The 19211-nt window shown below is 55.3% G+C and carries 17 protein-coding genes and 2 riboswitches; of the genes, 11 read left to right on the forward strand and 6 right to left on the reverse strand.

Annotated features, from left to right (window positions below; genetic code table 11):
- Nucleotides 1–40: 40 nt before the first annotated feature.
- Complete coding sequence (locus tag BJU60_RS01830) at nucleotides 41–1078, reverse strand: SDR family oxidoreductase (protein ID WP_070327226.1); 1038 nt, start codon at nucleotides 1076–1078, stop codon at nucleotides 41–43.
- A 306-nt stretch (nucleotides 1079–1384) separates the two neighbouring features.
- Here BJU60_RS01830 and BJU60_RS01835 point away from each other — a divergent pair, with 306 nt between their 5' ends.
- Complete coding sequence (locus tag BJU60_RS01835) at nucleotides 1385–2680, forward strand: glutamine synthetase family protein (protein ID WP_070327227.1); 1296 nt, start codon at nucleotides 1385–1387, stop codon at nucleotides 2678–2680.
- 53 nt (nucleotides 2681–2733) lie between these two features.
- Here BJU60_RS01835 and BJU60_RS01840 read toward each other — a convergent pair whose 3' ends face one another.
- The 3 genes from BJU60_RS01840 to BJU60_RS01850 form a co-directional block, all read right to left on the reverse strand.
- Nucleotides 2734–4227 carry a peptide MFS transporter gene (locus BJU60_RS01840; protein ID WP_070327228.1) on the reverse strand — a complete coding sequence of 498 codons (1494 nt, stop codon included), beginning with the start codon at nucleotides 4225–4227 and terminating at the stop codon, nucleotides 2734–2736.
- A 141-nt stretch (nucleotides 4228–4368) separates the two neighbouring features.
- Nucleotides 4369–5613 (reverse strand): MDR family MFS transporter, encoded by a 1245-nt coding sequence (locus BJU60_RS01845; RefSeq protein WP_070327229.1) that lies wholly within the window; start codon nucleotides 5611–5613, stop codon nucleotides 4369–4371.
- A gap of 258 nt (nucleotides 5614–5871) precedes the next feature.
- On the reverse strand, nucleotides 5872–6972 hold the full coding sequence (locus tag BJU60_RS01850) for an AI-2E family transporter (RefSeq protein WP_070327230.1): 1101 nt from the start codon (nucleotides 6970–6972) through the stop codon (nucleotides 5872–5874).
- Between the two features lie 177 nt (nucleotides 6973–7149).
- Nucleotides 7150–7250: riboswitch (SAM riboswitch) on the forward strand.
- A 76-nt stretch (nucleotides 7251–7326) separates the two neighbouring features.
- Between BJU60_RS01850 and BJU60_RS01855 the strand changes: the two genes are divergently transcribed.
- The 5 genes from BJU60_RS01855 to BJU60_RS01875 all read left to right on the forward strand — a co-directional run bounded on the left by BJU60_RS01855 (nucleotide 7327) and on the right by BJU60_RS01875 (nucleotide 12237).
- Nucleotides 7327–8502 (forward strand): aminotransferase class I/II-fold pyridoxal phosphate-dependent enzyme, encoded by a 1176-nt coding sequence (locus tag BJU60_RS01855; protein WP_070327231.1) that lies wholly within the window; start codon nucleotides 7327–7329, stop codon nucleotides 8500–8502.
- Nucleotides 8499–9515: an iron-containing alcohol dehydrogenase family protein gene (locus tag BJU60_RS01860; RefSeq protein ID WP_070327232.1), complete on the forward strand. Its 1017-nt coding sequence runs from the start codon at nucleotides 8499–8501 to the stop codon at nucleotides 9513–9515. Before BJU60_RS01855 ends, BJU60_RS01860 begins: the two co-directional genes overlap by 4 nt.
- A 41-nt stretch (nucleotides 9516–9556) precedes the next feature.
- Nucleotides 9557–9660: riboswitch (SAM riboswitch) on the forward strand.
- 77 nt (nucleotides 9661–9737) lie between these two features.
- Nucleotides 9738–10559, forward strand: a complete 822-nt coding sequence (locus BJU60_RS01865) for a MetQ/NlpA family ABC transporter substrate-binding protein (protein WP_141737206.1) — start codon at nucleotides 9738–9740, stop codon at nucleotides 10557–10559.
- Between the two features lie 9 nt (nucleotides 10560–10568).
- Entirely contained in the window at nucleotides 10569–11603 is a 1035-nt protein-coding gene (locus BJU60_RS01870; RefSeq protein WP_070327233.1) for a methionine ABC transporter ATP-binding protein, read from the forward strand.
- On the forward strand, nucleotides 11575–12237 hold the full coding sequence (locus tag BJU60_RS01875) for a methionine ABC transporter permease (protein WP_016508742.1): 663 nt from the start codon (nucleotides 11575–11577) through the stop codon (nucleotides 12235–12237). Before BJU60_RS01870 ends, BJU60_RS01875 begins: the two co-directional genes overlap by 29 nt.
- A 30-nt stretch (nucleotides 12238–12267) precedes the next feature.
- Here the strand turns inward: BJU60_RS01875 and BJU60_RS01880 are convergent, their stop codons facing one another.
- Nucleotides 12268–12663, reverse strand: a complete 396-nt coding sequence (locus BJU60_RS01880) for a Spx/MgsR family RNA polymerase-binding regulatory protein (protein WP_070327923.1) — start codon at nucleotides 12661–12663, stop codon at nucleotides 12268–12270.
- 174 nt (nucleotides 12664–12837) lie between these two features.
- Here BJU60_RS01880 and BJU60_RS01885 point away from each other — a divergent pair, with 174 nt between their 5' ends.
- From BJU60_RS01885 to BJU60_RS01900, 4 genes are all read left to right on the forward strand, one after another.
- Nucleotides 12838–13221, forward strand: a complete 384-nt coding sequence (locus tag BJU60_RS01885) for a DUF302 domain-containing protein (RefSeq protein WP_070327234.1) — start codon at nucleotides 12838–12840, stop codon at nucleotides 13219–13221.
- Between the two features lie 104 nt (nucleotides 13222–13325).
- Nucleotides 13326–14627, forward strand: coding sequence for a hypothetical protein (locus BJU60_RS01890; protein ID WP_070327235.1), 1302 nt, complete (start codon nucleotides 13326–13328; stop codon nucleotides 14625–14627).
- 9 nt (nucleotides 14628–14636) lie between these two features.
- Complete coding sequence (locus BJU60_RS01895) at nucleotides 14637–15887, forward strand: hypothetical protein (RefSeq protein ID WP_070327236.1); 1251 nt, start codon at nucleotides 14637–14639, stop codon at nucleotides 15885–15887.
- Between the two features lie 368 nt (nucleotides 15888–16255).
- The gene (locus BJU60_RS01900) at nucleotides 16256–17161 is read left to right on the forward strand and encodes a methyl-accepting chemotaxis protein (RefSeq protein ID WP_167615645.1); all 906 of its coding nucleotides are present in this window, start codon (nucleotides 16256–16258) and stop codon (nucleotides 17159–17161) included.
- Nucleotides 17162–17209: 48 nt separating this feature from the next.
- Here the strand turns inward: BJU60_RS01900 and BJU60_RS01905 are convergent, their stop codons facing one another.
- Nucleotides 17210–17866 carry a M48 family metallopeptidase gene (locus BJU60_RS01905; protein WP_070327237.1) on the reverse strand — a complete coding sequence of 219 codons (657 nt, stop codon included), beginning with the start codon at nucleotides 17864–17866 and terminating at the stop codon, nucleotides 17210–17212.
- 117 nt (nucleotides 17867–17983) lie between these two features.
- On the opposite strand from BJU60_RS01905, the gene BJU60_RS01910 reads away from it, so the two are divergent.
- Nucleotides 17984–19156 carry a MalY/PatB family protein gene (locus BJU60_RS01910; protein ID WP_070327238.1) on the forward strand — a complete coding sequence of 391 codons (1173 nt, stop codon included), beginning with the start codon at nucleotides 17984–17986 and terminating at the stop codon, nucleotides 19154–19156.
- Nucleotides 19157–19211 lie beyond the last annotated feature (55 nt).

A 19211-nucleotide genomic window follows, 5' to 3' on the forward strand; every position in this document is an offset into this window, starting at 1 on the left:
AAAACGGACCTGACAAATTTGTCAGGTCCGTTTTTTGATGTCACTTCGTATCGTAGTAGGCATCGACGATCCGGCGGAGCGACCGTTCATCCAAATCAAGCGGCTTATAGCCGGCATCGGCTAAAAGTTGCTTCGTATTTTGATCGTTGAAGACGATATTACGATTCAAATAAGGATTGAACACTTTCACCATCTCGTTGAACGTGTGCTCAACGTTGCTGAGCTTTGAGGATTGAGTCTCGGTGATCTTGAGATGCGGGAACGCGAGCGCCTGCTTCATATACTCGAGCATCGTCTCGTTCCGGGGCGGGGCATCGTTCGTCACGTTGTAAATCGTGTTCGGGCGGGCGTGCTCGATGGCGGCGAGCAACACGTCGGCCACGTAATCGACCGGGACGAGGTTAGACGTACCGGTCTCCGAGCCGAGCAGACGGATCGGTTCGGCCGGGGCACCTCGACGCTCGAGGCGGCGCTTGAACACCTCGAGGGCGCGCATGTAACCGTACATCGTGAACTTCGAGTCGGCTTCCCCGGTTTTCGAGTCGCCGACGATGATGGCCGGCCGGAAAATGGAGACGGCGAGGTCGTGTCGGGCCGCCCAGACTTCGCGTTCGGCATGGGCCTTGCTCTCCTCATATGGATTATGGAACGGTTGGTCCGTCGCATATAGCGTCTCATCCCCTGCTTCACGAGCCCCGAGCGTGTAGGCCGTGCTGACATGGAAGAAGCGGGGGCAGTGCAACGCCTTCGTTAAAGCGAGGGCCTGTCTCGTCCCCGTCAAGTTCGTATCGAACAGCTCCTCGCGCAATTCTTCGTCGAATTTGACGAGCGCCGCCATGTGGAGCACCAAATCGAATTGATCAACGTTTGATTGGATAAACGCCTCGTCCGCTCCAAGAAGCGGAGCCGTCAAATCACCGGCGAGCACGTCAATCGAACGAAGTTCACTCTTCGTAAACATCGCCGTCACTTTCTGTGGCGTTCGGGCCAAGACGCAAAGTCGATGTCCTCGGGCAATCAGTTCGCGGGCGAGCCGCCCTCCTAAAAATCCGGTCGCACCGGTCATAAATATATTCACAGCGTTCTTCCTCTCTGTTCAGTCTCTACCCATCATACCAAGCGTCACGAGAATGAGCCACTTCGAACTCAGATTTTTATAGCAGCATCAACGGTCTACGCGGTCCGCCGCGAGTAAAACAAACGCGCGAGCGGGGCCGCGAACTTCCTTCCCGAGCAGCATGCTCATCGATGCCGAGACGCCAAAATCGAAAGAATAGGGGTTTAACTTTTTAAAAAGTAGGTTATGACTTAAGGAGAAGCGTACGTATGGTACGTCATGACAGTGATGACCTGTCAAATAAATTAAGTGAGGTTTTTAAGAATCATGGCAAATCTATTCGGAACTGATAAGGACGGCAATAGGAAGAAGCAAGAAGAGATTGAAAAAACGGTCCAAGAGAAAGGGATTACACAAATCCACATGTATTTCTCTGACGTGATCGGAGACTTGAAGCTGTTGACTCTTTCTGCAAAGTTGTTGCCGGAAGTTTTTGAAGGGAAGACGATGTTCGACGGCTCGTCAATCGCCGGTTTTTCTTCTATCAAAAACTCAGACCTATTCTTGAGACCGGATTTAGATCGACCACGCTACGAACAAGACGGTGACGAGAGCATCCTCGCTTTCTTCTGTGACGTCTGTACACCAGACGGCGAACGTTACGAGTTCGACCCGCGCAACGTGTTGAAAGACGCGTTAGAGCGCGCTGCCCGTGACGGTTACTCCATCTTCGTAGGGGCCGAACCAGAATTCTTCATCTTTGACGAAAACGGCGAGTTTTATGACGAGGCCGGTTACTTCTCGACACGTTCAGAAGATAAAGGCTACGAAGTACGTCAACATATCGCCAACCGCTTGAGCGAGGTCGGATTCAACATCGAAGCGGTCCACCACGAGGTCGCACCGGCCCAACACGAGATCGGCATCAAGTACGACACCGCCTTGCACACGGCGGACAACATCCAGTTCTTCAAGGAAGTCGTCCAGCTCGCGGCACAGGAAAAAGGGGCTAAAGTATCGTTCTTGCCAAAACCGCTCCGTGACGTCAACGGTTCAGGGATGCACTTGAACATCTCGGTCTGGAACAACGACAAAGACGGCAACCCGGTCGATAACGCCTTTGAAGAGCCGGAGTCTGACTACGGTCTCTCGCACACGGCCCGCCACTTCATCGAAGGGATCTTGAAGCATGCCCGGGCGACGGCCATCTTCACGAACCCGCTCCCAGAATCATACGAGCGCCTCGTCCCAGGGTTCGAAGCACCGGTCAACATTTGTTGGAGCCCGTCGAACCGTAGCTCGATGATCCGCATCCCAGCTTCACGCGGCAGCGCGACACGCGTCGAGGTCCGTAACCCAGACCCGAGCGCGAACCCGTACTTGGCACTTGCGGCGCTCATCTACGCCGGTCTTGAAGGGATCGAGCATAAGATCGAGCCGTCGGCACCGAACGAGGACGACTTGTTCGAGTACTCGGCGAAACAGATCGAGAGCCAAGGCATCTCGTCGCTCCCGGCGACGTTCCATGAGTCGATCCAAGCATTGAAGCAAGACCACTTCCACGACTACTTCAACCACGACATGATCGACCGTTACTTGTCGCTCATCCAAGTCCGTAAGTAATCCGATAAATAATAAAACGCCATTCCTCGCGCGAGGAATGGCGTTTTTTTGACTTAATGGATACCGCGCATGTACTTTTTGATGACCGGGGCCAGCGCGAACAAGATCATGCTGAGCACGATCGCTACTCCGCCGATGATCCCGAAGTAGAGCATCTCGTTCTCTGGCGAGTAGAACCGGACGAGCTGGGCGTTGATCCCTTGTGCCGCCGCGTTCGACAAGAACCAAAGCGACATCGTCTGGGCCGAGAAGGCGGCCGGGGCGAGTTTCGTCGTCGCCGACAGACCGACCGGAGACAGACTGAGCTCACCGAGGACGATGATGAAGTAACTGAGGACGAGCCAGAGCGGATTGACGAGCGTGTCCGGTCCACCGAAGTAGGCCGGCAGCAAGATCACGAGGAAGCTCAAACCGGCGAACAAGATTCCGAAAGCGAACTTCGTCGGGATGCTCGGCTCACGATCACCGAGCCGCACCCATAACCAGGCGAACACAGGGGCGAGCAGGATGATGAACAACGGATTCAGTGATTGGAACCAGGCCGGCGACAGCGTGAACCCTAAAAATTCAAGATCGGTCCGCTTATCGGCATAGCTTGCCAAAATCGTCGCGCCCTGTTCTTGAATCGCCCAGAACATGACCGAGGCGATGAAGAGCGGGATGTAGGCGATGATGCGTGACCGCTCGACTTCTGTCGTTTTCGGGCTCCGGTACATGACGATGAAGTAGATCGTCGGGATAACGATCCCGAACACACCGACGAGTCCGATGAACGTGTTGATCGTGAACAAGCCTTGTGGGATCAGGATGGCCAGTAATCCTCCGATGAGGATGACGGCCAATGTCGTGTACTTGATCGCATTCTTCTTTTCAGACGCCGTCAACGGGTTCGGCACGTAAGACCCGGCGAGGCCGAGGTTGCCTTTTTTCGTGAGGACGAAGACGACGAGACCGATGAACATCCCGACCGCGGCGAGAGCGAAGCCCCAATGGAAGCCGTAGCTCTTTTGGACGCCGCCGACGATCAACGGCGAGATGAAGGCCCCGAGGTTGATCCCCATGTAGAAGATACTGAACCCGGCGTCACGGCGACGGTCCGTCTCGTGGTACAGGTCACCGACGATACTCGACACGTTCGGTTTCAAAAGACCCGTACCGATGACGATGAGGCCCATCGAGATGAACAAGAACGTGAGGCTGCCCGGGATCGACAAGACGATATGACCGAGCATGATGAACACACCACCGAAAAATACGGCCCGGGACGTCCCGAAGACGCGGTCGGCGAGCCATCCCCCGATGACTCCTGACATGTAGACGAGCGCGCCGTACACGGACATGATCGACAGGGCGACGTTCTGGTCGAGCCCGAGCCCGCCTTCCGATACCTCGTAATACATGTAGAAGACGAGGATGGCCCGCATCCCGTAATACGAGAAACGTTCCCAAAATTCAGTGAAGAACAACGTGAACAAGCCTTTCGGCTGTCCGAAAAATCCTTTTTGTGGCACACTGTCCACAATTTTCTGTTTATCGATCCTTTCCATGAAAGATCCCTCCTTGACCGTATTATCATAAGAAGAATCATTATGTTTGTAAAGGAAAAATGAAAGTGAAGTTCAAATTTTAACAGGTTTGAAACGAAATTAAAATCCACCTAAACCAAGTTGTTTAGGTGGATTGATGAACTAAGCGGTCTTTTGTTTGGCTTCTTCCGCGCTGACGTATCTCCCGAGACGCCAATAGATGAGACCCGACAGACAACTCGCCGCCCCGACGAGGATGAGGGCGATGTGACCGGCGCGTTGGTCGAGGAACAGGCTGGCCATGAGCGGCGCGGTCACACCACCGATCAACCATTGGATGCTGGCGGCCCCGTTATAGGCACCGCGCATGTTTTCGGGGGCGATCATGGCGATGAACGTCTGTTGGACGGGCGACATGATCATCTCGCCGAGCGTATAGAACGCGTATACGGCGAGCAGGATACCGACGAGGACGAGGTACGGGGTGCCGAGCGTATAGAGGAGCCGCGGCACGATCGCGATCAACATCATCCCGATCCCGAAAATCGTCGCTCCGGCCAGCATGACGTTGCCGAACGGTTTGCGCCCGAGTTTTGAGGCGATCGGGAATTGGAACAAGACGACCATGATGCCGTTCAAGGCGAGCAGATAGGCGAACGGGTTCTCGCGGTCGGTGAACGACGGCATCGACTCTTTCAAGAACAGCGGCAACATGCTCTCGATCAGCGAGAAGCCCATCGAGATGAAGACGCCGGCGAAGATGAAGACGAGAAAGACTTTGTCGTTGTAAAAGACGCGCAAGACGTCACGGTTCGACGGTGTCTCCGCTCCGGTCGTCTCAGGAAGCGACTCCCGGATGAAACGTCCGAGAACGAGCGCATACAGGGCGAAGACGAACGCTGCCGTGAAGAAGATGTACTGTCGGTCGATGAACAAGACGGCACTCCCGAGAAGGGGACCGAACGCCGCCCCGATATTATGCCCCATCCGTAAGAGACCGAACGCCTCGTTCATCTGTTCCGGCTCGGTCACGTCGGCGACCATCGCGCTCGCTGCCGGGTGGAACAGCGAGTTCGTCAAGCCGAGCATGGCGTTCAAGAGCAGGAGCGGCCAAAACGTTTCCGCGAAAGCGAAACCGATGAGGGCGACCGCATCACCGAGGATGGCGGTCATCATGACCGGTTTTCGGCCGTACAGGTCGGCGAGACGTCCGCCGACGACCGAGCCGATGAGCGCCATGATCGGCCCGGTCGCCAAGATGACGCCGACTTGGACGTAGCTGTCGAGCTTGTCGCTGTAATAGAGGACGAGGAAGGGGGCGATCATGAACATCATGACACCGGTGATCGTCTCGCCGAGGAAGCGAATCCAAATGTTACGGTCGAGCCGTTTGAGTGATTGAATCATGCGTTTCACCTGCTTCTACAAAGTAAAAGGGACGAAGGATGCACGGAGGCATACTCGTCCCTACTTGCTTATGCACGCCTCGGAAGACAGGCGGGTGACTTCAGTTCATGAAACGGAAGACCCCGACCTGTCAGTATGAAATTGGATACGATGTGGCTGCGTCATGACTGACATGGCGGGTCCTCCTTTCTGAAAGTTTACTCTTCGTTTCAACTGTATGACAGATTCTTGAAATGTGTCAACAGATTTTGACTTGCGTCATAACAGTTCATTTAAGTTCTTGCGGGTGAGCCGATAATCGATCAACCGGGACAAGACGACTTGAATCATCGCGGTCACGGGTACGCTGATAAACATCCCGACGAGGCCGAACAGGCTCCCCCCGATGATGATCGATGTGATGACCCAGAACGGAGTGATCCCGACGCTGTCGCCGAGAATTTTCGGGCCGAGCCAAAGTCCGTCGAACTGTTGCAGCAAGAAGATGAACAACAAGACGAGCAGGGCCGTGAACGGGTCGTAGAAGTAGGTGATGATGAACGCCGGGATCATCCCTAAGAGCGGCCCGACGTATGGGATGAAGTTCAGCACCCCGATGATGACACCGAGCAAGAGCGCGTACGGCGCGCCGATGATCAAGAGCCCGATGACGGCCATCACGCCGATGATGAGACAGTCGAGCGACTTTCCGATGATGTAGCGTTTAAAGATATAGTCCATCTCTTGGAAGATGTCAATCGTCGTCTTCGCCGAAGCGACCGGGAACATCGCATACAGCAGACGTTTGAACATCCGGGCGAACACTTCCTTGTCTTTCAACAAGTAGATCGAGATGACGATCCCGATCAACAAGTTGATCAACGTCATCGTGAAGCTCGACACGTAACCGACCGAAGACACGACGGCCGTCTCGACCCATCCGGAATACCGCTCCTCGAACCGGTTCAAGTCGATGGCTTGGGCGATCGTCTCGTTGTATTCTCGCAAATACGTGTTGAATTGACCGAGGAAGCTATCGATTTGGCGAATATAAAACGGGAGCTCCTCGATGAGAGACGCGACACTCGAATAGATGCGAGGGAACAGCGTCACCGCTGACACGACAAGGATCCCGATGAACGTGACGTAGACGATCAACAAGCCTTGGTAGCGCTTCAAGTGGAACCGTTCTTCTATGTAGGACAGGACGGTGTTGAGGAGCAGCGCGATGGCGATTCCCATGATGATCGGCGTCAACAGCTGAAACGCATACTGCAGGACCCGAGAGATCGTGTCCGGCTCACTGATGACTTTCCATAGGACGAGCAGAATCAGCCCGATCACGCTTAACTTCCATATCAATTGACGGTTTAGTTCCAATGGTCTATCCCCTCATGCTGTAAATTTTGCAGAATAACGTTCACCTTTTACTATGAACGTTTTTTTACCGGGATTCAATAGCGGTAAGGAATTTTTGAAATAAGGATTGACAAGGTTGGTAACGTTTGGTTTACTAAATGACATATTACAGAAATTATCAATTGCATATAAAAACACTTTCTATCAAGAGAAGCGGAGGGACTGGCCCGATGAAGCTTCAGCAACAGATTGTTTCAATACTGTGCTAATTCCAGCAAGGTGACCTTGAGAGATGGAAAGGTGGTTGTTTGAATACGTCCGTATCTCGACACCCCTTTCCTCGGAAAGGGGTGTTTTTGCATAGGAGGACTATTCATGACAGACAGACGCTCGAAGTTACTTAAAACGTTACCCCCCCAGCATTTCGTCGGACTCGCCGCTGAAGTCGCCGCACTCGAGCGTTCAGGCCGCGACGTCATCCGGCTCGGCCAAGGGACGCCCGACTTGCCGACACCGGCCCCGATCTGCGAGGCGTTGCAGACGGCCCTGCTCGACCCGGCGACACACCAATACGGCCCGTTCCGGGGACAGACGCGCCTGAAGCAAGCGGTCGCGACGTTCTACCAGACCGAATACGGCGTCGCGCTCGATGCCGAGACCGAAGTGGCCATCTTGATCGGCAGCAAGTCGGGACTCATCACGCTCCCGCAATGTGTTCTCGAGCCAGGTGACGGCATGTTGCTCCCGAACCCGGGCTACCCGGACTACATCTCGGGGGCGCGTCTCGCCGGTGCGGTCGTCCACGACCTCGTCCTCCGGGAAGAGAACGGCTATCTTCCTGATTACGAGACGCTCGATCCGCAGGGAGCGCGACTCATGTATTTGAACTACCCGAGCAATCCGACCGGTGCCGTCGCGTCGCCCGCGTTCTTTGACGACACGGTCCGTTTCGCGAATGCGCATGACCTCATGGTCGTCCACGACTTCGCTTACGGCAGCATCGGTTTCGACGGTCACGTCCCGCCGAGCTTCCTGCAGGCACCGGGAGCGAAAGACATCGGCATCGAGGTGTATACGATGTCGAAGGCGTTCAACATGTCCGGCTGGCGGGTCGCTTTCGCCGTCGGCAACCGCGACATCATCGAGGCGATCAACACGTATCAGGACCACGTCCATGTGAGCGTGTTCTCGGCCATCCAAGAGGCGGCCATCGCCGCGCTCGAGTCACCGCGTTCGCTCCGGGACGACTTGTCACGGTTGTATGAGGCCCGCCGCGACCGGCTCGTCGACGGGTTACGTCAGGCCGGATGGGACATCACGGCCCCGAGCGGCTCGTTCTTCGTCTGGGCGAAAGTGCCGGACGGGGACGCCAAATCGTTCTCGCATAAGCTGCTCCACGAGGCAGGGGTCGCCGTGACGCCGGGCTATTTCTTCGGCTCAGAAGGCGAGCGGTACGTCCGGTTCGGGCTCGTCTCCGCCGAGCCGAAGATCGACGAGGCCGTCGAGCGGATCGAGAAACTGTTCGCGACGTATGAAGAGGTCCGGGCATGATCCGCCAAGCCGTGCTCGAGTACGACCATGCGGATGACGCGCTCGAGCGGCTCGATGAATTGATCGCTGGCCGTCGTGCTCACGTGCTGCGCGGGCAGAACGGTTTTGACGTCGTCAAGCGCGTCCTGCCAGCGATCACTGCCTATCCGACATCGCTGTTCCGTGGCGAATGCACGGACGCCGAGGTCGAACGGCTCCGTTTGAAAAATGTGGACGTCCTCATTGCCGTCGGTGGGGGCAAGCTCGTCGACACGGCGAAACTCGTCGCTTACCGGCAAGGTGTCCCGCTGATCGTCATCCCGACGCTCGCCTCGAATTGTGCCGCCTTCACGCCGCTCAGCGTCATCTATGACGAGCAGGGTGCCTATGACCGCTACGACGTGTTCCGCGTCGTCATCGAGCGGGTCATCGTCGACGCAAGGGTCGTGACCGACTCGCCGTACGACTACTTCCGGGCCGGCGTCATCGACACGGTCGCCAAGTTTTACGAGGCCCGCTATTTGAGCGGCGACAGTTCGCCTGACGCCGGCGTCAACACCGGTCTCGCCTTGGCCGAGCAATGCGGCCGGCTCGTCGAACTCGACTTGAGTGAGTCCAGTTTCACCGCGTATGGGCCAGAGACCCGGTTCGCGGTCGATCACATCCTCGCCGTCGGCGGTGCCGTCGGTGGTTTCGGGGACGCCGGGACACGCGTTGCCGTCGCCCACGCCGTTCACAACGCGCTCAGCCGCTTCGAGTCGACCCATCCGTTCTTACATGGTGACAAGGTCGGCTTCGGCCTCCTTGTCCAAGAACGGTTGCGTGGCTCGTCTGACGCCCCGTATTTAGAGGCGTGGCTCGCCAGGATCGGCGCGCCGACGTCACTTGAGACGCTCGGACTCGTGCCGGCCGACATCTCGCAACTGGTCGACGCGGTCCGGGTCGAGACCGAGTTGCAACGCTCACCCGTCCCGCTCGATATTGACTATTTGAAAATAATTTTTGAAAATTTAGTATTTTCTGTTTACAAATAAAAGAATTAAAAGTAAGATGATAACAATTAAATAAGACCGATAGCTTATCAAGAGTGGTGGAGGGACTGGCCCTATGAAACCCGGCAACCAGATCGTAATGATCATGGTGCTAATTCCAACAGACGAAACGTCTGGGAGATGAGCGTGTCCGACTGTCTTTGACTTGTCGTGCCCGCCACTCTTTATGAGTAGCGGGCTTTTATTTTGGAGGAGGAATCATTCATGAACATCAAACAGAAAACAGTACTCGCAGGAACATCTCTACTCGCGGCCATCGCCTTGTCGGCGTGCGGCCAATCGGACGCGAGCGAATCGCTCAGCACAGAAGCCCTCACGATCGGCGTGACAGGCGGACCGCACCAGCAGATCGCCGAGAAAGTAAAAGAACTCGCGGCCGAGGATGGCCTCGAGCTCGACATCAAGGTGTTCAACGACTACAACACGCCGAACACCGCACTCGACGAAGGCAGTCTCGACGTGAACAGTTACCAGACGCTGTCGTTCCTCGAGCTGCAGAAGGCGGACAAAGGCTATAAGATCGACGACGTGTTCAAGACGGTCGCTTTCCCGATGGGGCTCTATTCGGACAAGCTGACGAACATCAAGGAGTTGAAGGAGGGCGATAAAGTCGCCGTCCCGAACGACCCGGCGAACGAACTTCGGGCGCTGCGCCTGTATGAGACGGCCGGACTCATCACCTTGAAAGAAGGATTGACGGACAAGGCGACGAAACGTGACATCGCCGAGAACCCGCTCAACCTCGAATTCATCGAGCTCGAGGCGTCACAGCTCCCGACCCAGCTCCCGGAAGTCGCGCTCGCGGCCATCAACACGAACTTCGCGATGGGTGCCGGCCTATCGATCAATGAGGACGCCTTGTTCCATGAAGACACGGTCGACAACCCGTACCCGAACTACGTCGTCGTCCGTACCGACAACAAAGACGATGAAGTCGTCGAGACACTCAAATCTTACTACCACTCGGACGAGGTCCGGACGTTCATCGAAGAGACGTTCGACGGCTCGATCGTCCCGGCGTTTTAAGGAGGCACTATGATCGCACTCAAACAGATCTCAAAAACATTCACGGTAAACAAAGGGACCGTCACGGCGCTCGACGACGTCTCGCTGACGATTGAAAAGGGTGAGATCTTCGGCATCATCGGTCGGAGCGGCGCCGGCAAGAGCACGCTCATCCGGATGATCAATCTGCTCGAACGGCCGACGTCAGGTCAAGTCGAGATCGAAGGACAAGACATCACGACGCTCGACAAAAAAGGGTTATCGAAGCTCCGTCACCGCATCGGGATGATCTTCCAGCACTATAACCTGCTGAAGACGGCGACCGTCGAAGACAACGTCGCCATCCCGCTCCGCCTAGAAGGACTCGATAAACGCTCGATCAGCGAGCGGGTCGACAAGTATCTCGATATCGTCGGACTGACCGATCACCGTAAACATTACCCGGAGCAACTCTCCGGCGGCCAGAAACAGCGCGTCGCCATCGCCCGGGCGTTGGCGCACGAGCCGGACATCCTGCTCAGCGACGAGGCGACGAGCGCGCTCGACCCGGAGACGACCGAATCGATCCTCGATCTGTTGCTCGAGATCAACCGCGAGCTCGGGCTGACGATCTTCTTGATCACCCATGAGATGGAAGTCATCGAGCGCATCTGTGACCGGGTCGCCGTCATCGACGCCGGCAAGATCGTCGAAGAAGGGGACGTCCTCGACGTCTTCTCGGACCCGCAACATCCGACGACGCGCCGCTTCTTGAAAGCGAACCTCGACGTGCCGAAAGAAGTCGTCGACGTGTTGAGCTCGCACGGGACGCTCGTCAACTTGTCGTTCATCGGTCACCAGACCGAACAGGCCGTCCTCGCCGAGTTGACGAAACGGTTCGGCCTGCTGCCGAACATCATCGGGGGCGGGATCAAAAAGCTGAAAGGCGGTCTCGTCGGCAACTTGCTCGTCCATCTCGACGGGGACCAGGCACAGACCGACCAAGCCGTCCGCTACCTTGAAGCGAGCGGCGTCAAAGTGAAGGAGGTGACGAACCATGCTGCAGTTTTGGGGAAATTGGGGTGACTTGATTTGGACGGGCACGATCCAGACGCTGACGATGACCGGCATCGCGCTCGTCATCTCGACACTGATCGGCTTGCCGCTCGGGACGCTCCTCGTCTTGACGCGGCCGAATGGACGGCTCGCGAACCGTTACTTTTACGGGGCATTGTCGAGCGTGATCAACGTCGTCCGCTCGATCCCGTTCATCATTCTGCTATTCTTCATCTTGCCGTTCACCCGTTTCATCATGGGGACGACGATCGGCGTCCAAGGCGTGCTGTTGCCGCTCATCGTCTTCACGGCGCCATACATCGCCCGTTTGATGGAGTCGGCACTGCTCGAAGTCGATCGCGGCGTCGTCGAGGCGTACGAGGCGATGGGCATCTCGACGCGTAAGATCATCTGGTACGTATTGATCCGTGAGGCGCGGTCGTCAATCGTGCTCGGTCTGACGATCGCGACGATCGGTCTGATCGGTGCGACGGCGATGGCGGGTCTCGTCGGTGCGGGCGGACTCGGCGATATCGCCTATCAGTACGGGCATCTCCGGTTCGAGCCGGAAGTCATGTACGTGACGATCTTCGTCTTGATCCTGCTCGTGCAGTCGATCCAATCATTCGGCAACCGCTTGGCGGCCCGTCTAAAGAAAGCCTGACAAAAGAGCGTCGCAAAATTTGCGGCGCTCTTACTGTTTGTCTAATAGTCGTTTCAAATCGGCGATCCGGTTATGCCGCGGGATGAACGTCCGGATCTCTTTCTCGCTGAACCCGATCTGGATCCGGTTGTCATCGACGACGATCGGACTCTTCAAGATCTGCGGATGCGTCGCGACAAAACTGTACAGTTCGCGGAGCGACATCTCGTCGAGCTGGTCGGCCGCTTGTTTGTAGACACTTTTTTGGACAGACAAGAGATCGGTCGTCCCGTTTTCGGTGAGCCGGAGCATCTCCTTGAACTCGGTGAACGACATTCCTTGGTCGGTCAATTTCTTCTCGATGAACGGGATATTCTGTTCGCGTAACCAATCGAGCGTCTTGCGGGAAGAACTGCAGCTTGTATGCGTGAATACGGTGACCGTCACGACAACCACTTCTCCTTTTCCTAAGGTTGGATTACTTTATTGTCTCTCGATTATACGGGTTCGGCGTAGAATATGTTTCAAATCACATATACTTTTTTCGAAATCGTCGGAACGATTCGTTTCAAGCGAGTTCGGGTACATGACGAGAGAGACAACAAACAAGGAGGGGCTTACATGTTTGATTATACGGTGAAGACGGATCAGTCGGTCGAAGCAGTGGTCGAGAAGTTGAAAGCGACGCTCAAGGACGAAGCGTTCGGCGTGCTGTGGGATTTCGACTTGAGTGATACGCTCAAAGAGAAAGGTGAAGCCATCGACGGGGACTATCGTATCCTCGAAGTGTGCAACCCGAAAGAGGCCAAGAAAGTCATCACGGCGCACCGGGAGGGCGGCTACTTCCTGCCGTGCAAGCTCGCCGTCTTCACGAAAGACGGGGCGACCCACGTCGGGATGCCGAAACCGACGAAACTGATCGAATTGATCGAGGACGAGTCGCTCCAGTCCATCGCACTGGATGTCGAGACGAGACTGACACGCGCCATCGATAACAGCATCTAATCGATTCATCGCACCCGTCCAATTTCATGGGCGGGTTTTTCATACCCTCTCCAAAGTAATATAATGGTAAAATTGGAGATAATAAAATTCAAGGGGCGGATAATTTGAAAAAGTTAGTCGGTTTACTTGTAATATCCACGAGCTTGTTGGCCGGGTGTGGTGAAGAGAAACAAGACGTCGTGAAATTGTCGTATGTCGACGCCCATTGGACTGTCAGCAAATACTCACTAGAACAACCAGTGGTGCTCGAATCGGCCGGTGAGACGCTCGCGGCCTGCACTGGGGACTTGACGACCGAGTTGAAGGGCGACCTGACTGTGTTCGATACGGTCGTGGCGAGCCGCCATCCGATGACGGACACGGGTTGGGAATATGGATTTAAAGCCGTGACATACATACAAGGGGACGAAAATTATGCGATGTGTCGGGATATGGCCTCACCACATTATTCAGTGGAAATGGTCGATGCATTCCCGGAGTTCGTCGATTTGACTGCGGGTCATTCGATTCGGCACTATCCCTCTGTCCGTCCAGCAGACGAAGCCGCTCGCCTCGCCGTGCAAAATGCTGATGAATTGACAGAGGCCGGGAATGAAATCGAGCCGTTTCCCGATACGGTCATGGCGTTTTCTCCTGCGATCCACGGAGAGATCGAATTGACCGTCGGGGATCGGCCGAGCCAATTCCCTTTGTTCGCGTTCGAACCGATGATGGCGGATGTGGAAGATGTCAAATTAGCCATTGGCTATGATTCGCGTGACGCCAAACCATACGTGTTATTACTACTTGCTGACCTTTACGTTTCGGTCAGTCCGTTACATACAATCAATGATCCAACGAAAGAAGAACCGACGTATGACGACCTCGTCGTCAAGAGACTCCCGCTTGACACGGAACTCGTGCCGAATAAGACCTATCCGTTATATGAGTTCAGTTACACCCGCGACGGAGAAGCGGTGACCGAGACAGCAAGCATCACATATCGTGCCGCAAAGCTGTTGTCCACTGATGAACGAAAGACGCTCGAGACACATCCTAACGAGGAGTATATGCCGATTGTGACCGGGCCACTCGTGTATCTCCATCAGGAACCGTTTGACAACGAATCGACAGTATCCTATCCCGCTGTGTTGCGTGCGGCCGGCAACGAGATGGATGATCTGATTCAAGCAATCGATTCCGCCGAGCCGACGAAACGTGTAGGCGATCAGGGCGACTATCCGCTTCTAACGATCGTCGACGGGCTCAAAGGTCAGGAATTCAAGGTGACTTATAAACAGCGATCGAAGAAACTGGATATCTACGTGACGGACCAATCTACTGAGGAAACGTATAAACTGACGAGCGAAGGGGCGGAGACGTTCTTGTCCTACTTCCCCGACTTGAAGAAGAAACCGAAGAATTGAGGTGAACTGATGAAAAAGTTCGGATTAGGAATCTGTCTATCGCTATTCGTTTTGGCTGCAGGATGCGCCCGGGACCAAGAAGTAGTCCGATATGATGTTGTCGAGGCCCATTGGACGGCAGAGCACATCACACATGACCTTGAAGTGCAGGCAATCAAGGCCAAGGACATGTTGACCTATTGTGAACAAGGCGAGTTACTCAACGATATCGAGGAGGACCATCTATCCTTGCTTGGCGTGACGTTTGCAAGCCGAATGCCGTTCACTGAGCCCGATACTGAAACATACGCCTTCAATGAGACATCGTTCGTCGAAGGTGATGCCGTTTACGCGCTGTGTAAGTCGGACCATGTCGAGGGATATCGGGCGGTCAAGCTGGATGCAAGACCGGAGTTTTTGAAAGACGAGACCGCACGCGAGATCTCGTTGCTACCTAGCGTAGTAAGCGGGACAGAAGAAATTCGGGAAAGGTTATCACGGGAAGAAGCGATTCATTCTTACAGGCAAGACCTCACCATTCGACCGTTCATGAACAGTCTTTATACGATCTCGCCCGGTTTCAACGGGTCCATCGAGTTTGGAATCGGGGACGACGGGGTCTTCACACCGTATTTAGATTTTGCTCCTCACGTGGTCAGGGAGGACACTCATGTTGCGTTAGGATATGGCACGAAGACGAAGACGCCATACATGTTAATGTCGAGTGACGGGATTCACTATGGACAGCATTCGTTGAACGATGGCGAATTACTGGACGGAGTCGACAACTTAAATGTCCGGACGCTGCTTGAAGGCGGTACGCTCGAACCGCTCGAACCGTTTCCGTTATACGAATTAACCTACGAGTCAAACGGTCAAAAGATGACGAAGACGATCTCGATTCGATTCAAACCGAATCCATTCATCACAGAGCCGACCGATACCGATGCCGTCTCGATCGGTTATGTCCATAAATACCCGTACCATCCCAGTGTCCCGTTTTACTATCCGGACGCAGTCAGCATCGAGGGGCAAGGCTATGAACGATTGACCGAGGCGCTCGAGACGGGGACACCTTCGACCAAGAATGGGGAAGCGGGAGAGTACATGTATTTGACGCTGCTGAAAGGAAATCGAGGTCAACAGTTCGAGTTGAGTTACCACAAACGTTCGCAGAAAGTTGATGTCTTCGTGAAAGATATGAACACGGACGAACAGTTCAAGTTGTCGAGTGAAGGTGCGAAAATATTCCATGAACTTTTTCCCGGTGCCGTGGAGTAAGCAGAGCGTTTGGTTTGATGAGACTTCGGCTGCAGTGACGATTGGCGGTGTCGATGAATCCGCCAGACGCGCGCAACTGACCGAAGAATCGACAACTACGTAGAAGCAAATCTTTTTACAAGATTAGCACCGTCAGTTTCACGAAAAGGTCCGAATAGGACTCCTGTAAACGAGGAGTTCTTTTTTTGCGATTCATTGTCTGATAACCTGTGATGAAGTTGGTAAATACTTCAAACTCAAGATATTGACTTACTGTTAAAAACGGCGCTAGTCAGGACTTTTATCACAAGTTACACTTGAATTCGATTGTACTAACAAAGGAAAAATGTCCTGAAATAACTCAAATTATAAAGGTGGGAATTATCGGAATGATTGAAACGAGAGATGTCAGCCTATCGTCACCAGACGTGCTTCGCGCCATCGAAGCGAACATGGCGATGATTCGATTTGACCGCCAGCGCCGTGTCGTCGATGTGAACGACGCCTTCGCCAAGGCGATGAAATACAAACGCGATGAGATGGTCGGGATGCAGCACCATCTGTTCTGTACGCCGAACTTCGTCAACAGTACGGACTATCAAGCGTTTTGGAACAAGTTGTTCGACGGGTTCAGCTCGGCCGACAAGATCGAACGCATCGACGCCCGGGGCGACTCGATTTGGCTCGAGGCGACGTATATGCCAATCTATGAGGGGGATGACGTCATCGGTGTCGTCAAGATCGCCTCGGACATCACCGAGCGGCAACAGACGATCGAACGATACGCCCGCACGTTCCGTGATATGGCCGAGAATCTTGATGACCGGGCCCGCCGTGGCATGGAGGAGAGCCTACATTTGAAGCGGACGATCGAGCGGCTCGAGTCGGACGCATCGGTAAACTTGAAGACGCTCGGCAACCTTCAAGACCAAGCGGCAGAGATCACGAAAATCGCCAGCACGATCAAAGAGATCGCGGCCCAGACGAACCTGTTGTCACTGAACGCCGCCATCGAGGCGGCGCGGGCAGGTGAACACGGCCTCGGCTTCAACGTCGTCGCGACCGAGGTCCGTAACTTGTCTCGTCTCGTCGAGCGCGCCGTCATCGAGGTCCGGGCCAACACCGAGGGGATGAACAAAGAGCTCGCCTCGATCGTCGACGGCGTCTCACGATCGAACGAAGACATTCATGCGAGTGTCAACATCATGGAAGCGACGCTCGAACGCTTCGGGAAGATCGAGCAGTCGGCCCAGTCATTGAACGGGACGGCCGAACAGTTCACTTCGGCGATCTGACGAAAAAACCAATTGAAGGAACCGCCACCGACGACGGTGGCGGTTCCTTCAATTGGTTTTTTTGACGACGAGCGTGTGACCGTGTTGTCTCAACCACGCCATCACCCCATCGACGTCCGGATAAACAGAGGATAAAGTCGACCAAAACGATTTGGAGTGGTCGAAATGGACGAGATGTGTCCATTCGTGGGCGATGACATAGTCCATCACTTCGATCGGGGCGAGCATGAGCCGGACGTTGATCGAGATCGTCCCGCGCGAGCTGCACGACCCCCAGCGCGTCTTCTGATGGCCGATGCGGACTTTCGCAGCGCTCACCCCGAGCAGACGTTCATAGTGGGGCGCCCGCTCGGTGACATAAGCGAGCGCCTCGTCGCGGAGCCACGTCTCGTATGCGGCCCCTAGCCTGGACTCGTCCCACCGGTCCGGGCACCGGAAAGCTGTCCCGTCGTAGTCGAAGGCGTCAACGGCGTTCGTGCGCACGAGCGGCACGGTCTCACCTCGATAGCGGAGCCGGTCGTTCGGCAATGACGGGGCTTTAGGTAATGCCGCGAGCCGGTCGTTTATCCAGTCCGCATGCTCGCTTAAGATCGTCTCGACGACCCGGTTCGACAGTCGGGCCGGGATACGGAGCTCGATCCCTTCGGCCGTTATGTAGAAAGCCGCTTTCTTTCGCCGTTTATGGCGGATGATGCGTACGGTCATCGTTGTCACCTCCAAACACTGTTCTCGGTCGATTATAGCCGACGTCTCGAAAATCCGCCACGCTTTTGACGACCAGTGGCTTCAATTTTTGTTACAGTAGGGACAGGAGGGATCACTATGAAATCAATCTTACATCAACCGCTTGACCGGGTCGGCACCGACTCGGTGAAATGGGACGGCCTCGAGCGCTGGTTCCATGTGAAGTCTGACGTACTGCCGCTCTGGGTGGCCGATATCGATATCCGCACGGCACCTTCGATCTCGGAAGCGCTCGCGGCGCGTGCGGCGACAGGAGAGTTCGGCTATACGATGTTCGCGAAAGAAGCCCAGGAGGCCGTCAGCTCTTGGTACGGGCGGAGACACGGACTCGTCGTCACCCCCGAACATGTGCTGTTCTCGAGCGGGGTCGTGCCCGGACTGACCCACATCGTCGAGGCGTTGACGAAGGAAGGGGACGGGGTCGTCATCCAATCCCCGGTCTATCCACCATTCCATGAACTCGTGACCGGGTTGAAACGCGTTGTGCGTGACGCCCCGCTCAAACAAGTCGATGGCAAGTATGAGATGGATTTTGACGCCCTCGAACACGCAATGCGACAGGCGAAACTGTTTTTGCTCTGTTCACCGCATAATCCGGTCGGTCGCGTCTGGACAGAGTCCGAGCTCGCGCGCGTCGTCGAGTTGGCGAGAACGTACGACGTCATCATCGTCGCCGACGAGATCCATGCCGATCTGACGTATCCGTCGCAGCACCATACGGCGATCAATCGACTCGACGACCGGGTCATCACGGTGAGCGCCCCGTCGAAGGCGTTCAACATCGCCGGCCTGTTCGCGTCGTACATCATCTGTCCGGATGACGCCTGGCGCAAACGGATCATCCAAGTCCAAAACAAACACCACGTCCTACCGACACCGTTCGCCAATACGGCCATCATCGCCGCCTACACAGACGTCCGGGCGGAACGATGGCTCGACCAGCTGACGGCCGAGCTCGAGGAACAAGCCACCTATGTCGTCGAGCGCCTGAATGCCGAGTTACCCCGGCTGACGTGCTTCATGCCGGAGGCGAGTTACTTGTTATGGATCGATTTCGCCGCGCTCGGCCTTGAGCCCGAAGCTCGGAAGAAATGGCTCCACGAGGAAGTGCGGGTCTTCTTGTCACCGGGTGTTCCGTTCGGGGCGTCGGCGTCGACGTTCGAGCGTCTCAATTTCGGTACATCCCGGACGATCGTTGACGAGGCGCTCGGACGGATCAAGACCCATTCCGACGGAAAAGCGTTTGTATGAAACGAGAAACGGGAAAAATTTCAGAACGAGTCAGTCAAGATGACGTGGCGACAGA

Source organism: Exiguobacterium aurantiacum, assembly GCF_001766415.1.
Taxonomy (GTDB): domain Bacteria; phylum Bacillota; class Bacilli; order Exiguobacteriales; family Exiguobacteriaceae; genus Exiguobacterium; species Exiguobacterium aurantiacum_A.